This window comes from Aeromonas rivipollensis (assembly GCF_010974825.1).
GTDB classification, from domain to species: domain Bacteria; phylum Pseudomonadota; class Gammaproteobacteria; order Enterobacterales; family Aeromonadaceae; genus Aeromonas; species Aeromonas rivipollensis.
Genome location: NZ_JAAILA010000012.1, coordinates 24221 through 42880, shown reverse-complemented (window position 1 = coordinate 42880; position 18660 = coordinate 24221). Strand labels below are relative to the sequence as shown.

Genomic DNA, 18660 nt, shown 5'->3' with positions numbered 1-18660 from the left:
TTTGGGCGAAATGATAAGGCCCGATACGACCGTATCGGGCCTTTTTTATCGGAGGGATTCCCTTGCTGATTAATGGAATACCGACAGAAGCAGTGTCCGCCAGGGATAGAGGGCTGGCATACGGGGACGGCCATTTCACCACCATGCTGGTGAAGCAGGGGCAGGTGATCTGGTGGCCGGCGCACCTGGCCAGGTTGCAACATGCCTGCGCCAGACTCGGATTTGCGGAATTTCCCTGGGATAGCCTGGCCGCCGAGGTGGCGCAATTGGCAGCAGGGCAGACGCAGGCTGTCGCCAAGATAGTGCTGACCCGTGGCAGTGGGGGACATGGCTATGATGGCGCGGGATGCAATACTCCCACCCGCATCGTCTCCCTGGCACCATACCCGGCCCACTACCTTGGCTGGCAGCAAAACGGCATCGCCGCCTTGGTCTGCCAGCAGCAGCTCGGCGATGCTCCCATGCTGGCAGGGCTCAAGACCCTGGGTCGTCTGGAACAAGTTCTGCTCAAAAGCGAACTTGCCGCGCGGGGCGGAGTCGAAGGTATAGTATTGAACAGCCGTGGATTTCTGGTAGAAGGAGTCAGCGCGAATCTGTTTTGGCGTCGTGGCAAGACGGTGTTCACACCGGATCTCTCCCGCGCAGGGATAGATGGGATCATGCGCAAGCGGGTGATCATGATGCTTAAACAGATGGGCATTGAACTGCGTGTCGTGGAGGCTCCGCTGGAGTCACTGTGGCAGGCCGAAGAAGTCTGGTTGACCAATACCCTGATGGGCATAGTGCCGGTCACCAGCATTGGGGATGTGCATTATCCCAGCCCGGTATTGATCCGCCGTTTACAGGAGCGTTTGGTCATTGAAGTTTAATCGGCTCTACACCCTGCTCGCGGGGGCAGCCCTGACCGTTGCCGTCGCCGGGGGTTATGTGTATTACAAATGGCAGCAGGTGGAGACGCTCACCAACAAGGGGCCGACGCGCCTCTTTACCGTCGAAAAAGGCGCCCATGCGGCGCGCCTGATTGCCGAACTGGGGGAGGGGGAAACCAGCCCCTGGGCGGTGCGCCTCTGGCTGCGTGGCCACCCCGAACTGGTTGCCATCAAGTCGGGTACCTATGAGATCAAGGAAGGGGCCCCGCTCAAGGAGACCCTCTCCCTGTTTGCCTCCGGCAAGGAGTTTCACTTCAGCCTTACCTTTGTCGAGGGTTCCCGTTTCGAGGACTGGTTGAAGCAGCTCTCGAGCGCCCCTTACCTTGAGCGGCTGACCGTGGAGCAGAGCGAGACTGAGTTGGCGCAGGAGCTTGGCATCGACAACGGCAAGCTGGAAGGTTGGTTCCTGCCGGAAACCTACGCCTACACCACCCATGCCAGCGACATCTCCATTCTGCGCCGCGCCTATCAGGACATGAAGGCCTTCCTGCAGGAGCGCTGGGAGAAGCGGCAGGCCAATCTGCCCTACAAGACGCCTTATGAGGCGCTCATCATGGCCTCTATCATCGAGAAAGAGACGGGCCAGCCGGACGAACGGGCGCAGATCGCCTCCGTGTTCGTCAATCGGCTACGCCTTGGCATGAAGCTGCAGACAGATCCCACCGTCATCTACGGGGTGAAGGACAGGTACGATGGCAACATTCGCCGCAGCGATCTCACCGATGTGAATCCCTACAACACCTATGTGATCGATGGTTTGCCGCCCACCCCCATCGCCATGCCGGGCAAGGCCTCCATCGAGGCGGCGCTCAACCCCAAGTCGACCGACTATCTCTATTTCGTCGCCAAGGGGGGCGGGGCCCACTATTTCTCCAGGACCCTCGATGAACACAATAGAGCGGTTCGCGAATTCATATTGAAGAAACCCTAATGTCTAAATTTATCGTGATTGAAGGACTGGAAGGGGCAGGGAAGAGCTCCGCGGTGCGCTATGTGACCGACTATCTGCATGCCCATGGCATCGACAGGATTGAGTGTACCCGTGAGCCGGGCGGCACCCCCCTGGCGGAGCGGATGCGCGCCATCGTCAAGGAGGTGCACGACGAGCGCCTCACCATCGAAGCCGAGTTGCTGCTGATGTATGCCTCCCGGGTGCAACTCGTGGAAACCCGGATCAAGCCGGCACTGGCCGAGGGCATCTGGGTGGTCGGAGATCGCCATGATCTCTCCTCCCAGGCCTATCAGGGGGGCGGTCGTGGCATCGATGCCCAGCTCATCGGCGCCATCAAGCAGGCGGTGCTCGGCGACTTCAAGCCGGATCTGACCCTCTACCTCGATATCGATCCCGCCCTCGGTCTGCAGCGGGCCCGCCATCGCGGCGAGCTGGATCGCATCGAGCTGGAACAGCTCAGCTTCTTCGAGCGCACCCGCGCCCGCTACCTGGAACTCGCGGCCAAGGATGACAGCATACTGGTGATCGATGCGAGCCAGACGCCGGATAGGGTCAAGGCCGCCATCGAAGCTGCACTGGACCATTACCTGTCGAACGAGCGCCTATGTATCCCTGGCTGATCCCGGATTGGCAGGCCCTAAGCCAGACCGCCCAGGCCGGTCGCCTGGGTCATGCCTGGCTGCTGCTCGGGGATCCCGGCCTTGGCAAGGAGCAGCTGGCAGAACGATTGGCGCGCCTGCACCTCTGCCAGCAACCGGAATGCGGTGAACCCTGCGGTCACTGCCACGCCTGTCAGCTGCTGGACAAGGGTCATCACCCGGATCTCGGCACCATAGGTGCCGACAGCAAGAGCATAGGGGTCGAGGTCATCCGAGAGATCTGCGGCCGCCTGCAGAGCACCTCCCAGCTGGGGCGCGGCAAGGTGGTGATCATTCCGGACGCCGAGCGGATGACGGAGTCCGCCGCCAATGCCCTGCTGAAAACCCTGGAAGAGCCGGCCGGCGACAGTCTGCTGCTGCTGATCGCCTCCAGGGTTTCCCGCCTGCTGCCCACCATCCTCAGCCGTTGTCACAAGCATGTCTGTCAGCTGCCGACAGAGGGGGAGACACTGCGCTGGCTGAGTGAACAGGGTCATCAGGCAACTCAGGCCCAGGTACGGATCTGTCAGGGGGCGCCGCTTCGGGTGCTCAGTTACATCGAAGAGCAGCAGGATGGGGCCAGACGCATGCTGCTCGAGAGTTTCGTCTCCCTGTCGCAGACGCCGACCCGGGCGGCGAGTGTCTGTTCCCAGCTGGCGGAGGAGAGTCAGATCAGGTTGCACTGGTTGCAACTCTTTCTGTGCGATGCCCTCAAGACCCAGGCGGGCTGTGGCCATCACCAGCTGGCGATGCCGGACTTGGCTGCCCTCAGCGAACAACTGGCCGAGCGCCACTCCAGCGAAAGATTGCTGGAGGCAGAGCAGCAGCTGGTGACGCTCAAGGCCGCCTGCCAGCCGGGTCAACTTTCCAATCCCACCATCCATCTGATGAACTGGCTCAATCGCTGGTTATGACAAGTTACAAGGTCGTCTATGTTACTCGTTGATTCCCATTGCCATCTCGACCGTCTAAGCTATGGCAGCAAGCAGACCGACATGGCCGATGTCCTGGCCAAGGCCGCGAAACTGGATGTGGGATATTTTCTCTGCGTCAGCGTGACCCAGGCACAGTTCCCGACCATGCTGGCGGCGATCGCCCCTTATCCCCAGGTGTTTGCCTCCTGTGGCGTTCATCCCCTCAATCAGGATCCCGGTGTGGACGCCCCCTTGCTGCTGACCCAGGCGGCGGATGAAAGAGTGGTGGCCATAGGCGAAACCGGGCTCGACTACTTCTATTCGCCGGAAAACAAGGAGGTACAGCAAGCCTCCTTCCGGGAACACATCCGGGTGGCCCGGGCCCTGAACAAGCCCCTGATCATTCACACCCGGGATGCCCAGCAAGACACCTTGCAGATCATGCGTGAAGAGGGGGCCGATCAGGTGGGGGGCGTGCTGCACTGTTTCACCGAGTCTCTCGAGATGGCTCAGGCCGCCATGGAGATGGGGTTTTATATCTCCATCTCGGGGATAGCCACCTTCAAGAATGCCTCGGCCCTGCAGGCTGTGGTCAAGGCATTGCCACTGGAGCGATTGCTGATCGAAACGGACTCCCCTTATCTTGCCCCTGTTCCTCACCGGGGGAGGGAGAACGAACCCGCCTTCGTGCGAGACGTCGCGCAATTTATTGCGGATCTGCGGCAGATACCCTTGGCCGAATTGGCAGAGGCCACCAGCCACAATTTCTTTGAGCTATTCAAGTTGGCGAAGAAATAACCATAAAGAGCCCCACCAGACGGGGCTCTTTATTTAAAATAATAAACCTGATTACCCACGCCAATATAAATTACCTACATCGTTATCTCTCACCGAAATATCAGGTTCGGACTCATCTTCTGGAAAACGCAGGTTACGGATATTGAGTGTTCCGACTCACTATCCCGGGAGGCTGGAGGTATTAAATCAATACCCTATAAGTATCGATAATATTCATTATCGATACTTGATGGATCTGAAAGATCCTGTAAGATCCTGCTAAACTTCATATAGAATCATAGACTTACGTGGCCTATCCAACCATTTCACCACCCGCTCATCAGTCATTGCAGACTGTATTCGATCCTGCGCTCAATAATCGGGCGCGGCATTTCCTGCGCAGCGCGAAAGCGGATTCCACCCTCAATGCCTATCAGGCCGATACCCGTATCTTCGTATTCTGGTGCCAGTTGCATGGGCTGGATCCGCTGCAGACTAGCCATCACGACATCATGAACTTTCTGGCGGATCAGGCCGACGGCATATTGGCGGACTGGGTATGGCTGGATAAAGAGGAGGGGAAGGGGGAGCTGCGTAACGGGGAGCCACGAAAACCGGCTACCCTGGTGAGGCGGCTCGCCGGTATCCGCTATGCCTTCAAGCAGAAGGGGATTCATCCCATGCCGACCGAGCATGCGGAAATAAAGGAGATGATGCGGGGCATAGTGCGCCTCGGTGATAATCGCAAACGCAAGACGGGAGCCCTGACCCTGCAACCCCTGACCCGGGTGCTCGACGAGATAGACACCTCCACCCTGGCGGGGCTGCGGGATCACACCTTGCTGCTCTTGATGTTCAGCGGCGCCCTGCGCCGTTCGGAGGCGGCTCGCATCGAGGTGGGCGATCTCGACTTCGTGGGGCAGGGGATAAGGCTTCGGCTCAAGCCGAGCAAACATCAGCTCCATGAAACCGAGATAGCACTCATTCCCGGCAAGCAGTATTGCCCGGTAACCGCCCTCAGCCGCTGGTTGAATGCAAGCCGCATAAGCCAGGGACCGCTGTTTCGCCGCATGACCCGCTGGGGGCAGCTCACCGCTGAGCCACTCGGGCCCCAAGGCATCAACCTGATGATCAAGCGGCGAACCGGCCAGGTCATCGACGATCTCTATGTCAGTGGCCACAGTCTGCGCCGAGGCTTCATCACCTCGGCGGTGACCGCAGGCAAGCCCATGAACAAGATCATCGAGGTGACACGGCACAAGGACATGCGTACCCTGCAGGAGTATTTCGACGATGCGCACAAGTTCTCCGATCATGCCCTCGCAGGCTTGCTGTAAGATAACCGCGCCACGTTGTTTTTTATGTTAAATACCATCTGATTGATTTGATGATATATTTATCGCCCTCCGAAGCAGTGCCGGTGAAGCGTCAGTACCATGAAGGGAAAAGAGCCTGGCACAGACGGCGGCTCTCACCCCTACAGGGGAGTGTCATTCCGGCGCCCCTGGTCTAGCAGAGGGTGAGAGATAACAAGTTCCACTCTCTTAGTTAGCAAGGTCGTATGAGCCAGGAAATGAAGATGAATGTGGTGCAAGACAATGCCGAGCGGCAACGCCAACACGTGAAACGCAAGCAGGAAACCCACAGCAGGCTGCAATGCTGGATCAGCAATCGCCACGCCGAGCGGTTGCAGGAGCTCGGTCAGCATCTGGAAGACAACCAGGCCTCCCTCATCGAGCAGGCGATCGACTTGCTCTATCAGCACGAGCTGGTACCCCAGGGGCACCCGGAGAAAGCGCTCGTAGAGATCGGCGAATAGCCGGCGAGGGGACATAAAAAAAGCCAGGTACGAATTCCTTGTACCTGGCATAGGGGAATTGGCTCCTTGCAGAGCCGTGCGCTAATTGATATGCGGATTGCCTTAAGCTTAGACAAGGCGCGAGGCATTTCAAGAAGTGACTAAAAGTTCAACCAGAGTGTGGGTTTTCCAGACTCGAACAGGTGTCAGTCCTTGAAATGGCCGCCGACATCTCACTCATTGAACAAGTTGTTGTCCCGCACCAGCTCACGGGGCAGGGCATTCTTGATGCGACTCCCCACCCATTTCCCCATTCCAAGCGGATGTCCCTGATAGCGGACGATCACTTCCCCCGTTCCCGGAGCCAGCTCGGGCCAGACATCCCGTCCCATCATGAATTCACGCCCGTTGGCGGCATCCAGCTCGACACATCCCCGGGTGGCCAGACTTCCGTAAGCCAGCGCCCATTCATGGGTGAGGCGATAACCCTTCTTGAAGGTTTCCGCCAGCTTGATGCCGATGCGATCGAAGCGCAGCTTGCCCTGCACCTGCTCAAAGGCGTGAGGGAAGAGCCAGATCTCGTCATTACGGCCACACAGCTGGCCGCGCGGAACTATCCCGAAGCTCGCCTCAATCTCGTGCAACATGGGCTCGGCTTCTTTCGCCGGCAGCGGGGAGAAGGGGAATTTGCCGAGCTTGCCCGGCTTGAACATGGTGTTCGGTACTGAGTGATGCTTGCTGATCCTGGCGACGAAGAAGCCCTCGCTGTCGAAGATCTGGGGCCAGACATGCAGGTAACCCTCTGGGGTACAGGCCTGCTCGGCACCGGGGAAGAGGTCGGCCAGGGAGTCGACACTCAGGGCGTCGCCGAACTTGTCTCGCAGGGACTGACAGACCGTCTGGTTCTCCTGCAGGCTCAGGGTGCAGGTGGAGTAGACCAGCACGCCGCCGGGTTTGAGGGCGTGGAAGGCACTCTCCAGCAGGCCTTGTTGCACAGCGGCAATCTCCTCGATGCTCTCGAGACTCCAGTTGCGCAGGGCATCTTCATCCTTGCGTACTGTGCCTTCCCCCGAGCAGGGGGCATCGAGCAGGATGGCATCGAAGGTTTCCGGCAACCACTGGCCAAATACCTTGGCATCGAAATGGGTCATGCCCACATTGGTCACGCCACAGCGCTGGATATTGGCGCTCAGCACCTTGAGCCGGCTGCTGGAAAACTCATTGGCGACCAGCATGCCCTGGTTGTCCATCAGGGCCGCTACCTGGGTGGTCTTTGAGCCGGGCGCCGCCGCCGCATCCAGCAGCATGCCATCGTGCTTTATCCGCTCGCTGGCAAAGAGCGCCGTCACCGGCAGCATGGAGCTCGCTTCCTGGATGTAGAAGAGGCCGCACAAGTGCTCGGCGCTGTTGCCAAGGGGCACGCTCTCGTCGGCACGGGTCAGCCAGAAGCCGGTCTCGCACCAGGGCACGGGATCCAGCTGCCAGCCCAGTGGCGCCATGCGTGTCACGAAGTCGGGCACAGAGATCTTGAGGGTGTTGACCCGGATGCTGCGCCGCAGCGGCCGCCGACAGCTCGCCACGAACGCATCCATGGAGAGATGGGCCGGCATCATGTCCGCGATATGACGCAGGAAGTGTTCGGGAAGGTAGGTATTGTCGTGCACAGTGCCGTCTCGCTGACCCAAAAGAGGGGCGACATAGTACCACAGGGGTCGGAATATTCTGAATGGGCGATGGGCAAAACGAACAAGCCCGGCGCTGGGCCGGGCTTGGGTCAAAGGGTCAGGGGAACATCAGGGCTGGATGCGGGGGCTCCACTCCAGCCACTCCTTCTCCGCCTTGCCATAGAGCGGGTAGTGGTGGCCGGCCTTGACGGTCGGCCCCATCTCCCGATCCGGGGTGTTGAAGGCGATGCCGCCGGTCAGCAGACTCTGCACGGTTTCCACCTCTATGGTGCCGCCGGTCAGGCCGATGTCGGCCTTGACCCCGGACACGTTCCAGAAGCGGCTGTTGGCGCGCACCAGGTGGGCGTATTCCTGAGCGACGTTCACCTCGATCAGCACCTCGCTGCCATCCCGGGCCAGCGCCACCCCGCTGACGCTACCCACCACCATCTTGCGAAACAGCAGGGGGCTGCCGACGCTGATGCCGCTGACGGAGGGGCTCTTGAGGGTCAGGGCCAATCCGATGGGGGTGCTCTGGCTCAGGGGGAAGCGCTCCTTGCCCGCGCCCTGGCCCGGGCTTGCCTCCACGAAGGCGCCCTTGATCAGGGTGTCGAGGTGGGAGACGCCCCCCAGCCCGAGCTTGGCCTGCACCAGGGTGTAGCGCGCTCCGCTCTGCAGGAAACGGGCGGCGTACTGCCCATCCAGCTCGGCCCTGAAGCTCACCTGACCCAGGGTGGGATCCAGTTCAATCTGCTCCACCTTGCCGATGTCCACCCCGCGATAACGGATGGGGCTGCCCACCCCGAGCCCGGGGTTGCTGTCGGCGGTCAGGGTCAGGGTGCGCACCTGGGTGCTGGCCTGCTCCTTGCTGTCAAACAGCTGATGACTGCTGCGGCCGGTGCCGAGCCGGTCAAATTCGATGGCGCCGCGAAGCAGGGTGGCGAGGTTGCCCATCTTGACCTGCACCCCGTCGAGCCGGATCTTGCCGTCGATGGCCGCCTTCTTCCAGAACTGGGGCTGCTGCTTGAGCAGGGGGGCGTAGACGGCGTCTATCTCCAGGGTGATGGCCACCCCGCGCTCCTCGGCTTTCAACGCCTTGACCTTGCCCGCTTCCAGCCCCAGATAGAGGACGGGGGAGCCTACGCCTATCCCATCCGCTTGCTCGGCGCGCAGTGTCCAGTGCTCGGGTCTTGCATCACGGCTGCCGAGCAGGGCCAGCTCCTGGCTGGGGTAGAGGCGGTCGATACGCTCCCCCCCGGTGGCCTGGACCAGCTTGACCCCACCTGCCAGCCAGGCACTCGCCGGGCTGGTCTCCACCTTGAGGCCGCTCAGATCGGCCTGCACCTGCAAGGGGGAGGCGCGATAGAAACGGGCCCGCTTCAGCAGGTGCTGATAACCCTCGTTCACCACCAGACTGACGCTGGCATTGCCGCTGCCATCCAGGGTCAGCGCCCCCAGCTGGCCTATCTGCAACCCCTTGAACCAGAGCGGGGCGCCCTCGTTCAAGCCGGCCAGATCGTCCGCCTGCAGGGTCAGCTTGATGCCATCGCGCTGCTCCTGGCTCGCCAGCGCCATGGTGCTGACCTTTTCACCTGCCACATAGTCGAGACGAATGGCCGGTCCGGCCAGCAGGCGATCCGCGTGCTTGACCCCGGTGGGGGAGAGGGAGACAGTCTCCCAGACCAGACGACTCTTGCCGGTCATTCGAAATGCCTGCTCGGGGTTGATCAGCGCCGTGACGACCCGGCCTTGCTCGGTCAGGCGAATGGGGTCTATCCTGCCAATCTCTATCCCTTCATAGAGGATGGGCATGCCTTCCTTGACTGGCAGATCTCCCGCCTGGATGCTGATGCGCTCGCCCCGGGCCGCCTCGGCCAGCCCTTTATAGAGGGTGAAATTGAGCCCCTTCTGCGCGACGGGCGACTCCTTGGGGGAGTCGAACGCTATGCCGCCGCTCAATATTGAGGTGAGGCTGCCAGCCTCCACGCTGACACCGGCCAGGCTGAAGGAGCCCTTGATGCCGCTGATATTCCAGAAGCGGGTATCCACCTTGACCAGGTGCTCGAAGCGCGGCTCTATCACCAGATCCAGGATCACATTCTGGTTATCCTCTCCCAGGCGGGTATTGATGACGCTGCCGACCTCGAGCCCGCGGAAGTAGATCCTGGCACCTATGCCGACCGACCCCAGAGAGTCGGCGGTCAGGTGCAGGGTGCGCCCCTGGGCCTGGTAGCCGGGGGGAGGACCGTCCAGGGCATCGAACTCGTCCTCCAGTGGGTTGTTGTCCCGACCGGGTTGCAGATTGATGTAGTTGCCGGAGACCAGGGTATCTAGACCCGAGATCTCGGTGAGGGAGGCCTTGGGGCTCACCAGCCAGAAGTCTGAGCCCTTGCGAATGAGCGGGCGGGCGCGGCTGTCGACCTTGGCGAGCACGGCTATCTTGCGACCGTCCTGTGCCAGCTCCAGATCCTGGACCACCCCTATGGCCACCCCCTGATAACGCAGTTGGGTCTTGCCCGGCAAGATGCCGTTGCCCTGGGCAAAGTTGATGCGAATGAGTTGACCGCTGCTCGTCCACTGCTGGTAGATGAAACCACCCGCCAGCAAGAGGGCGATGAAGGGCAACAACCAGACTGGGGATAACCAGCGATGTTTCTCAATGACGGGTTCAGCCCCGATCATAGCGACTCCTTAAATTGGCTGTGATGCACAGCACATCCGATACAGAAAAAATGCATTAACGGGCCGCCTTGTCCCACAGCAGACGGGTGTCGAGCATCCGGGCCGACATCATGGTGAGGATCACCACGCCGGCGAAGGCGGTTGCCCCTGGCCCGGCCCGCACGTTGAGCAAGACACCGCGATCCACCAGGGCCACCATCAGCGAGATCACGAACAGGTCCAGCATGGACCAGCGACCGATGAAATCGATGATGCGATACATGATGAGCTGACGCTTGCGCCGCACCGGCTTGCTGCGCTGCAACTGCCAGCAGATCCAGCCCAGCCCCAGTATCTTGCCGATGGGGACTATGATGCTCGCGGTCAGCACTATGGTGGCGATGCCCGACATCTTGCTGCGATAGAGCGCCATGATACCGCTGAAAATGGTATCGGACTGCAGTAATCCCTTGTTGTAGAAGTGGGTGATGGGCAGCAGATTGGCGGGCAGCAGCATGAAGGTGGCGAGCGCCAGCAGGCCCCATGACCAGGCGAGCGAACGGGGTATCCGCATCTGCAGGGGGCTGTGGCAGCGAGGGCAGCTCATGGCACTTTGGTAGCGCACCAGCAGGCCGCAGGTGTGGCAGCGGCAGAGCCCGAGTTCACGGGCGCTGGTCGGTATCATGATCCGGCTCCTGCGAGGCGTTGTGCAGCGGTATCCGCTCCCAGTAGGGGGCGGGGTCGAAGAGAATGAGCAGCGTCATGTTGAGCAGCATCAATATCCCCAGGCTAAGCAGACCGCCCCCCAGACGCACGTCGGCGATGTCGATGAGCTTGAACAGGGCGACCATCAGGCTGACGATGTAGACCTCCAGCATGGCCCAGTGCCGGAACACCTCCACGGCCTTGAGCGTCGGGGCCAGCATGTGCCAGCGCTTGGCAAGGCCGGAGGCAAGCGCAAAGATGCCGAGCAGCAACCCCGCCGGCGCCAGCACGGCGCACCAGAGCACCAGGCTCGCCACCCAGAGTTCCCCCTCCTCAAACAGCATCAGGATGCCTTTGAGCAGGTTGGCATCGGAGTTGACCCCGGCCAGGCGCAGGTAGAGCAGGGGTTCGAAGAAGGCGGAAGGGAGCAGCAGGAAGCCGGTGATGGTGAGGGCCATCAGCTGGGAAGGACGAAAAGCATAGCGCCCATAGAGATGCTGGTGACAGCGCGGACAATGGGCGTGACGACGCAGGGGCAGCAGCTTGCGTTCGATCAGCAAGTCACACGCCGGGCAGACGATCACGGAGTGGGGATCCGACATACGATTCAACCTGTTGAAGGAATTGATAAAATTTACCCTAAAACGCCCTCGCTGTCTTGCCGGAGCGAAACCTCTGACCAAGAAAAGATAGCCTGGCCGGGCAACCCGCTGGGCCATAGAGAGAAACACTGAACACGGTTGCCGGACCAGGGGGAGATGATGCAGTGATGGGCGCGGTGGCGGATCCCGAGTGTTATTTGCAACACTGTATATTCATACATATACTTGCAGTCACTATCATAAGGAGGACGCCACTATGGCCGTTGAGATCAAGTATGTTGTCGTGCGTGGGGGAGTGGAGAAGATGACCTTTACCAGCAAGAAAGAGGCGGATGCCTATGACAAGCTGCTGGATACCGCCGATGAACTGATGACGCTGCTGGCCGGGGCACCGGTTCAGCTGGCACCCGAGCAGCAGGAGAGCCTCGCCTTTTACCTGGCCGAGCAGCGGGATCTGCTGCAAAACGTGCTGCGCGGTGGCAAGGGGCAGGGGATCAGCCCCAAGGAAGAGAAGGTGGATACCGAGAAGCCCAAGGGAAAATCCCTCAAGAGCGTGGCCTGACAGAATAAGGGCGGGGCAGGGCGTCCAACCCTGGCTTCCGCCCCACAATATTCAATAAGAGTCCATTTTCAGTCATTTTTGTCGCTATTTACCCCGAGAAATTTCCAACAAGACTGCATAGTCATTGAATAAACACCATATACCATAGTGTCCGCGGTCCGCCAGGGAAGCCTTGACGACTCATCCCCGGGCCATCTGGCATCCCCTGATGCCGATAACCCCATTTATCGGCATCAGGATTGCGCGGCGCCGAGCCAGCTTCACTCAACAAGACTCACAAGCACCATCATGACTCATCCGTCACTGCCACCCGCCATGCCGTTGTTCGATAATCTGCTCCATCTGGAGGCGGGCAATCCCCAGGTCAACCAGTATCTGGCCACTCTCAGCCTGGGCAATGTACCCGATGCCGGCCTCGTCTATGAGCTGGCCGTCGACTGGCTGCTGGAGCAACGCCACAGCGAGAACAACTACAAGACCTACCGCAGCGAGCTGACCACCTTCCTGCATTGGTGTTTCTGCGAGGTGGCCATCAGCCCCAAGGATCTCACCAGGCGCATCATGATGCGCTACCTCGACTACTGCCAGGCTCCGCCACAAGGGCTTATCGCATACCGAAACGTGGCCCAGTTCGTGCTCGACAAGGAGTGGGGAGAGCGGTTGCCCAACCCCTTGTGGCGACCGTTTCTCGGCAAGCGGGAACTGGGCCGCGAGCTGCCATACCGTCTGAGCGAGCAGGCGATGAAGACCAAGCTCGCCATACTGTCGGCCTTCTTCCAGTTCCTGATCCAGGAGGAGTACATGGACCGCAATCCGGCACTCCTGCTGCAACGGGTGAAACGGCCAGACAGCCAGGATGTCGGTGAAGAGGCCCAGTCCTTTACCGAATTGCAATGGTCCTATGTGATGCAGGCTGCCGAGCGGCTGGCAACCGAATGCCCGGCCCAGCATGAGCGCAGCCGTTTTCTCATCTGCCTCATGTACGCCTGTTATCTGCGTATCTCCGAGGTGGCGGCCAGACCGGGCTTCAGCCCCGTCATGAGCCAGTTTCGCCGCGACAGCAAGACTGGGGTCTGGGGCTATGACATTCCACGCAGCAAGGGCGGCAAACGCCGTACCGTGGCCGTCTCCCAGGCGCTGCTGGATGCCTTGGCACGTTATCGTACCTTTCTTGGGCTCTCGCCGCTGCCAGCCCCGGGCGAACAGACGCCGCTCTTCGTGCGCCACAGGGCGGCGGCCCATGGCCGGGAGCAAGGCGAGCTCAATGCCAATCTCGGCATCCGCCAACTGCGGGATCTGGTGATGGCGGTCTTCGAGCAAGCGGCCAGCCTGGCCGAGCAAGATGGCTTTGCCCAGGATGCCGCCGAGATGCGTACCCTGACGCCGCACTCCATCCGCCATACCGGCATCACCCACGACATCAACCTGCATGGCCGGCCACTGTCACACGTACAGGCAGACGCGGGACACGACAGCATAGACACCACCTCCAAATACCTGCACACCGGCAACAGCGAACGCCACGAGAGTGCCAACCATAAGCCGCTGGATCGCCTGCATGAATGAGTGCCTGTACGCAGACTGCGCAAAGTGCTACCCAGCGTATATGCCAAACGTTATATGGCGGGAAAATATGCCCGCCAGTCGCCTTCATATATAACCGCGCATAATGTATATTATGTTAAATGATGTGTGCTTGTTTCCTGTTACCGCCAATTGAACTGTGTATAATGGAAACAATTGATCCTATCCCCGACCGGATGTCTTAAGTGGCTGAATTAACATCAGAACAATTAAAACCCGCTTTCACGATTGAGCAGTTCCCCACGCTCAGCGAGCTCGAACCCATCCCTTTTGCCGCCCTGCAACCCAGAGCCATTTCTGGCATCAAGCGACTGGCCAGTTTTGATGGTGACTGCCCGGTCATGCTGCTCAACGGCTTCCCGGGTGCGGATTATGAGAGTGTCTGCCAGACCTTGATCGCCTCTTCCAATGGCAAGGATGGCGACCTTTTCGATCTCTGTTACACCGAAAACCTCAACAACCCGTTCAAGCCTATCTGGCTGCGCCTGCAACCCGGTACCGGGTTCGAATTCTGCGAGATGGTTGGCGAGCTGCTCAAGCTGATGAGCCATCACCTGGATGCCGAGCGCCTGGTCACCCGGATCATCCGCAAGCAGGAAAATGACCCCAAGATCGTGGACTTTCTCTCCGATCTGGCGGCGCACGTGGCTCAGGGGCTCGAATTCCAGCACCCGGTGCTCATCAACCTGCTGATCCATCACGAAGAGCAGCAAGCCCCCATCATCTATGGTCGGGACCTGAACTGGGACACCCTGTTTGGCTCCATCAACTACCAGACGGAACAAGGCTCGGTCTATGCCAACCAGCATCTGCTGGAGCCGGGCCTGCTGCGGGAAGCCAACGGCGGCTATCTCATCCTGCAGCTCGACGAGCTGCTCGATCAGCCCCATCTCTGGTTCAAGCTCAAGAACGCCATGCAAAAAGGCGAGCTGGACTGGAATGCCTATCAGGAAGGCAAGACCCTGACCCCCTTCTTCACCCCCGAGGCCACGCCTATCCGGTTCAAACTGATCCTGGTGGGCGACCGGCTGGAAGTGGCCGAGTTCCAGATGCTGGACAGAGACATGTCCGAGCGCATCTTCCTGCGCGCCGATCTGGTGTCCGAGGTGAACATCGAAGAGGACTTACCCGAGTTCTTGCAATACCTGGCCTGGCTGCGGCTGCGCTGGAACCTGCTGGACTTCACTCCGGGTGCCCTCCTCGCCCTGTGTCGCCATGCCAGTCGTCTCTGTGACCATCAGGAATGGCTCTCCCTCTCGGAGGTGCAACTCAGCGCCATCATGCGCATGGCCGACAGCCTGGCCCGCGAGCTGGAGGCCGAGAAGGTGACCGACGAGCACATACTGCTCGCCCTGGAGGAGCAGGATTACCGCCTCAACTACCTGGTGGAGCAATCCGATCAGGGGGTCATCGATGGCCAGATCCTGCTACAGACCGACGGTGAAGAGGTCGGTCAGATCAACGGCCTCTCCGTCATTCAGGTGGCCGGTCATCCTTATGACTTTGGTGAACCGGTGCGATTGACCGCCACAGTGCATCTGGGGGATGGCGACGTGGCCGATATCGAGCGCAAGGCAGAGCTCGCCGGCCACATTCATGCCAAGGCGATGATGATCATCCACGGCTATCTCTCCAACAAGTTCGGCGCCGAGAACCCCTCGCCGCTCTCGGCAAACCTGGTGTTCGAGCAGTCCTATCACGAGATTGACGGCGACAGCGCCTCCCTGACCGGTCTGTGCGCCCTGCTCTCTGCCCTCGCCCGCCAACCCATCTCCCAGCGCTTCGCGGTGACCGGTGCGGTCGATCAGTTCGGCAACGTGCAGGCTGTGGGTGGCGTGAACGAGAAGATCGAAGGCTTCTTCCGGGTGTGCAAGATCCATGGCATCACCGGCAAGCAAGGCATCATTTTGCCCGGTACCAACGCCCAGCAGCTCAACCTCTCCGATGAGGTGATTGCCGCCGTCGAAGCGGGCCAGTTCCATATCCACCCGGTGGATCACGTGGAAGAGGCCATCGAATTGCTGACCGGCTGTGTGGCCGGCGAGCCTGACATGCCGGACACCCTGTTTGGCCGGATCCAGGACAGACTGGATGAACTCAATGGCACGGCCCCCAAGAGTGGCGTGCTGCGCAACCTCCTGGGCCGTCTATTCGGCCTCTAAATAAAGTGATCGGAGTTGTTTAGCGAACAACTGTAAGCTAAATTGGCCCGGCTTTGACCCATATGAAGGATAAACAGCGTGACCCTAGATAACGACACCACTAATACCCACCTCTCCCTGTGTGAACAAGGTAAAGAGTCGTTTACCCGCGAAGAGCTGCTTGCCTGCAGCCGTGGCGAATTATTTGGTGAGGGTAACAGCCAACTGCCCGCCCCCAACATGCTGATGATGGATCGCATCGTCAAGATCACTGACAACGGTGGCGAACACGGCAAAGGCGAAATCCTGGCCGAACTCGATATCACTCCGGATCTCTGGTTCTTCGACTGCCATTTCCCTGGCGATCCCGTCATGCCGGGCTGTCTGGGTCTGGATGCCATGTGGCAGCTGGTCGGTTTCTTCCTGGGCTGGAAAGGCGGTCCGGGCAAGGGACGCGCTCTGGGCGTGGGCGAGGTGAAATTCACCGGCCAGATCCTGCCGACCGCCAAGAAAGTGACCTACAAGATCACCTTCAAGCGCGTCATCAACCGCAAGCTGGTGATGGGCATTGCCGACGGCGTGGTCGAGGTGGATGGTCGTCCCATCTACAGCGCGACCGACCTGAAAGTGGGCCTGTTCAAAGACACCACCGCATTCTGATCTGCTCTGACCCGGTCAGAGAGTGACAACGTAAAGGGGCCGCCATGGCCCCTTTCCTTTTTGCAATGAGTGATGAAGTCTCGGTTACTTCATGAAGAGGCCTGAGCCTCGCCCCTCCATGGCGTCGCGCCAACCACCAAGCCAGTGCCCTCTGGCATCCAGGCATTGGTACGGACACGCTTCTTTCTGTTTGCCGACTACGCCAGCCTGATAACCACGAGCGCGTGCTCTTTCCAGACGGTCCCGTTTCTGTCTCTTCATCATCTACGACCCTCTTCGTGGAACAAAAAAGCGACCAAGTTTTCACCGGGTCGCTTTCATCTTTACCCCAGGGGGGAAGCAGGGTCAAACAAAAAATTCCATGCTATTCAGACGTTGTGACACAAGATACTGAACTGCATTAATTTTTGATGACACATTTTTTATCGCTGGTAACGGCGCAGCCAGGCGAAGGGCAAGGCCAGCAGAGTCAACCAGAACAGGCTGCCACCACCACCATCTTCACCATCCTGACCGGTCTGGTTGTTGACCGGGGCATTGCTCACCACATATTCAGCGGGCTTGTTGCCCTGATAGTCCGCCACGGCCGGTGTCAGCTTGACGGCGACCACGGTCGCGTTGGTGCGCAGGTTCAGATCGCTCTCGCTATTGTAGCGATAAGCGGTGGCGGCTATGGTGCCATCACTGCTGATGCCGCTGGCGTAGGCGATGTGGTAATACTTGCCATTCTGGGCACACTGCTTGGCACCGGCATCATCCAGACCACAGATCAGGTCGTTCAGGTACCAGTTGTTGCTCGGGGACGCCGCATTGAGCAGGAAGGCTTCCTGCATGCGGTTGGTGCCGTTGGCCACAGGCTGGGTCTGATGACGGGAGTCACGCCAGCCAACCACCATGTTGTGATCGTTGATGGCCGCGCCCTCGGAGCCGGAGCCAGAGAGCGGCTTGTCCTGCAGGGGGATGCTGGCCGCAGAGCTCGGATTGTTCAGATTGAACAGGAACATCTCGGTCGGTCGGTTCTGACCCTTGTTGATGCTGTAACGCTGGTTACCAATCACATAGCCATTCTCGTTGACAGACACAGCCCAGCTATTTTGCAGCACGCTGTCATCCTTGCCCGGCTCACCATCGGGCAGCGGGATGATCTTGGTGGCCCCCACTGTGGCGGCATCGAGATCCAGGGTCCAGTAGCTGGCCAGGTTGCGGCCGTCGAGATCCCCCGACCCTACCTCACCGGTGGAGCTGTAGCCCACGCCGTACAGGGTGCCGTTGAATGTCGCCGCACCAAATGCAGACGCGGTCTGCAGCACTTCGTCGCGCTGACGACCATAGTCGCTGGCCTGTATCAGCTTGTTGAAACCGCCCGAGCTATCGAGCAGCCAGAAGCTGGCCTGGGTATCGACCCCGGGGCAGTAACGGAAGTCACCATATTCATCGTCATTGCCGGCGAAACACCAGTTATAGAAGTCACCACCCACATTGTGGCGGTACTTGCCACTGGCGGCTGTCCCTGTCACCAGGTACTGACCGTTGTCCAGCTTCTTGATGCTGGTCGGGACGCTCAGGCTGTGGGTGCCGGCGGCATCTTTCAGCTCGACCGGGTTGCCGTCATTGACGATGGCAAAGGCGGTGCGCAGCTTGCCGTCCATCTTGTAACCCGCGCGATCGGTCGGGGCATCCCCCAGGGCCGTTACCAGGCCATCGGTCTGAGTGGTGGCAACATAGCCGATGCCGCTGCGCTGATCGACACCATCGAGGAAATCGCGGCGCCACTGGTAGGCAAAGCCCGGATTCTCGTCCCAGAAGGAGTCACAGACGGAGCTTGAAAGGAAGCAACCCTGCTCGAAGCGGAAACGATCGACCTGGAAGTCGGCAGAACGCACGGTCGAGAAGTACTCGGCCATGTTGTTCTTGGTATTGATCCCGATGAGTCCGCTGCCATCGGTACTGATCCCGCTGGCATATCCTTTGACTTCGTCATCGACAATGGTGAAGAAGGAGCTTTGTGCCGCCTGCGCGTTGAGGCTGGCGCCGACCAGGATGGCCAGCATGGATAATTGCTTTTTCATCTAC

General features: G+C 59.9%; 17 protein-coding genes. 11 read left to right on the top strand and 6 right to left on the bottom strand.

The features are described 5' to 3' along the window. The first annotated feature begins 62 nt into the window (after positions 1-62). The 7 genes from pabC (at position 63) to G4923_RS08970 (ending at position 6029) form a co-directional block, all read left to right on the top strand. Positions 63-869, top strand: coding sequence for an aminodeoxychorismate lyase (gene pabC / locus G4923_RS09000; RefSeq protein WP_162627223.1), 807 nt, complete (start codon positions 63-65; stop codon positions 867-869). Then, positions 859-1860 carry an endolytic transglycosylase MltG gene (gene mltG / locus G4923_RS08995; RefSeq protein ID WP_162520022.1) on the top strand — a complete coding sequence of 334 codons (1002 nt, stop codon included), beginning with the start codon at positions 859-861 and terminating at the stop codon, positions 1858-1860. The genes pabC and mltG overlap by 11 nt, the downstream gene beginning before the upstream one ends. Beyond that, complete coding sequence (gene tmk / locus G4923_RS08990; protein WP_163136680.1) at positions 1860-2501, top strand: dTMP kinase; 642 nt, start codon at positions 1860-1862, stop codon at positions 2499-2501. Before mltG ends, tmk begins: the two co-directional genes overlap by 1 nt. Beyond that, complete coding sequence (gene holB / locus G4923_RS08985; RefSeq protein WP_163136678.1) at positions 2486-3433, top strand: DNA polymerase III subunit delta'; 948 nt, start codon at positions 2486-2488, stop codon at positions 3431-3433. Before tmk ends, holB begins: the two co-directional genes overlap by 16 nt. An 18-nt stretch (positions 3434-3451) precedes the next feature. Next, positions 3452-4231 (top strand): TatD family hydrolase, encoded by a 780-nt coding sequence (locus G4923_RS08980; RefSeq protein WP_163136676.1) that lies wholly within the window; start codon positions 3452-3454, stop codon positions 4229-4231. Positions 4232-4518: 287 nt separating this feature from the next. Then, complete coding sequence (locus tag G4923_RS08975; RefSeq protein ID WP_420884898.1) at positions 4519-5547, top strand: site-specific integrase; 1029 nt, start codon at positions 4519-4521, stop codon at positions 5545-5547. Between the two features lie 224 nt (positions 5548-5771). After that, on the top strand, positions 5772-6029 hold the full coding sequence (locus G4923_RS08970; protein ID WP_163136672.1) for a RepB family protein: 258 nt from the start codon (positions 5772-5774) through the stop codon (positions 6027-6029). Between the two features lie 212 nt (positions 6030-6241). Here the strand turns inward: G4923_RS08970 and rsmF are convergent, their stop codons facing one another. From rsmF to G4923_RS08950, 4 genes are all read right to left on the bottom strand, one after another. Beyond that, positions 6242-7672, bottom strand: a complete 1431-nt coding sequence (rsmF, locus tag G4923_RS08965; RefSeq protein WP_163136670.1) for a 16S rRNA (cytosine(1407)-C(5))-methyltransferase RsmF — start codon at positions 7670-7672, stop codon at positions 6242-6244. A gap of 129 nt (positions 7673-7801) precedes the next feature. Next, a complete protein-coding gene (locus G4923_RS08960; protein ID WP_163136667.1) occupies positions 7802-10354 on the bottom strand; it encodes an MlaD family protein in 2553 nt (850 codons plus the stop codon). A 55-nt stretch (positions 10355-10409) separates the two neighbouring features. Next, a complete protein-coding gene (locus G4923_RS08955) occupies positions 10410-11018 on the bottom strand; it encodes a paraquat-inducible protein A (protein ID WP_025326992.1) in 609 nt (202 codons plus the stop codon). Beyond that, complete coding sequence (locus G4923_RS08950) at positions 10996-11640, bottom strand: paraquat-inducible protein A (RefSeq protein ID WP_106886778.1); 645 nt, start codon at positions 11638-11640, stop codon at positions 10996-10998. The genes G4923_RS08955 and G4923_RS08950 overlap by 23 nt, the downstream gene beginning before the upstream one ends. A gap of 256 nt (positions 11641-11896) precedes the next feature. Here G4923_RS08950 and G4923_RS08945 point away from each other — a divergent pair, with 256 nt between their 5' ends. The 4 genes from G4923_RS08945 (at position 11897) to fabA (ending at position 16587) form a co-directional block, all read left to right on the top strand. Continuing rightward, entirely contained in the window at positions 11897-12202 is a 306-nt protein-coding gene (locus G4923_RS08945) for a YebG family protein (RefSeq protein WP_111910617.1), read from the top strand. Between the two features lie 288 nt (positions 12203-12490). Then, positions 12491-13768, top strand: a complete 1278-nt coding sequence (locus tag G4923_RS08940) for a tyrosine-type recombinase/integrase (RefSeq protein ID WP_163136665.1) — start codon at positions 12491-12493, stop codon at positions 13766-13768. 203 nt (positions 13769-13971) lie between these two features. Continuing rightward, positions 13972-15948, top strand: coding sequence for a Lon protease family protein (locus G4923_RS08935; RefSeq protein ID WP_163136663.1), 1977 nt, complete (start codon positions 13972-13974; stop codon positions 15946-15948). A gap of 78 nt (positions 15949-16026) precedes the next feature. Then, positions 16027-16587: a 3-hydroxyacyl-[acyl-carrier-protein] dehydratase FabA gene (gene fabA, locus G4923_RS08930; RefSeq protein ID WP_106886764.1), complete on the top strand. Its 561-nt coding sequence runs from the start codon at positions 16027-16029 to the stop codon at positions 16585-16587. Between the two features lie 84 nt (positions 16588-16671). Here the strand turns inward: fabA and rmf are convergent, their stop codons facing one another. Together rmf and G4923_RS08920 are read right to left on the bottom strand one after the other, a co-directional pair. Further along, a complete protein-coding gene (gene rmf / locus G4923_RS08925; RefSeq protein ID WP_005315693.1) occupies positions 16672-16851 on the bottom strand; it encodes a ribosome modulation factor in 180 nt (59 codons plus the stop codon). Positions 16852-17009: 158 nt separating this feature from the next. Next, complete coding sequence (locus G4923_RS08920; protein ID WP_163136661.1) at positions 17010-18656, bottom strand: DUF3466 family protein; 1647 nt, start codon at positions 18654-18656, stop codon at positions 17010-17012. Between the last annotated feature and the right edge of the window lie 4 nt (positions 18657-18660).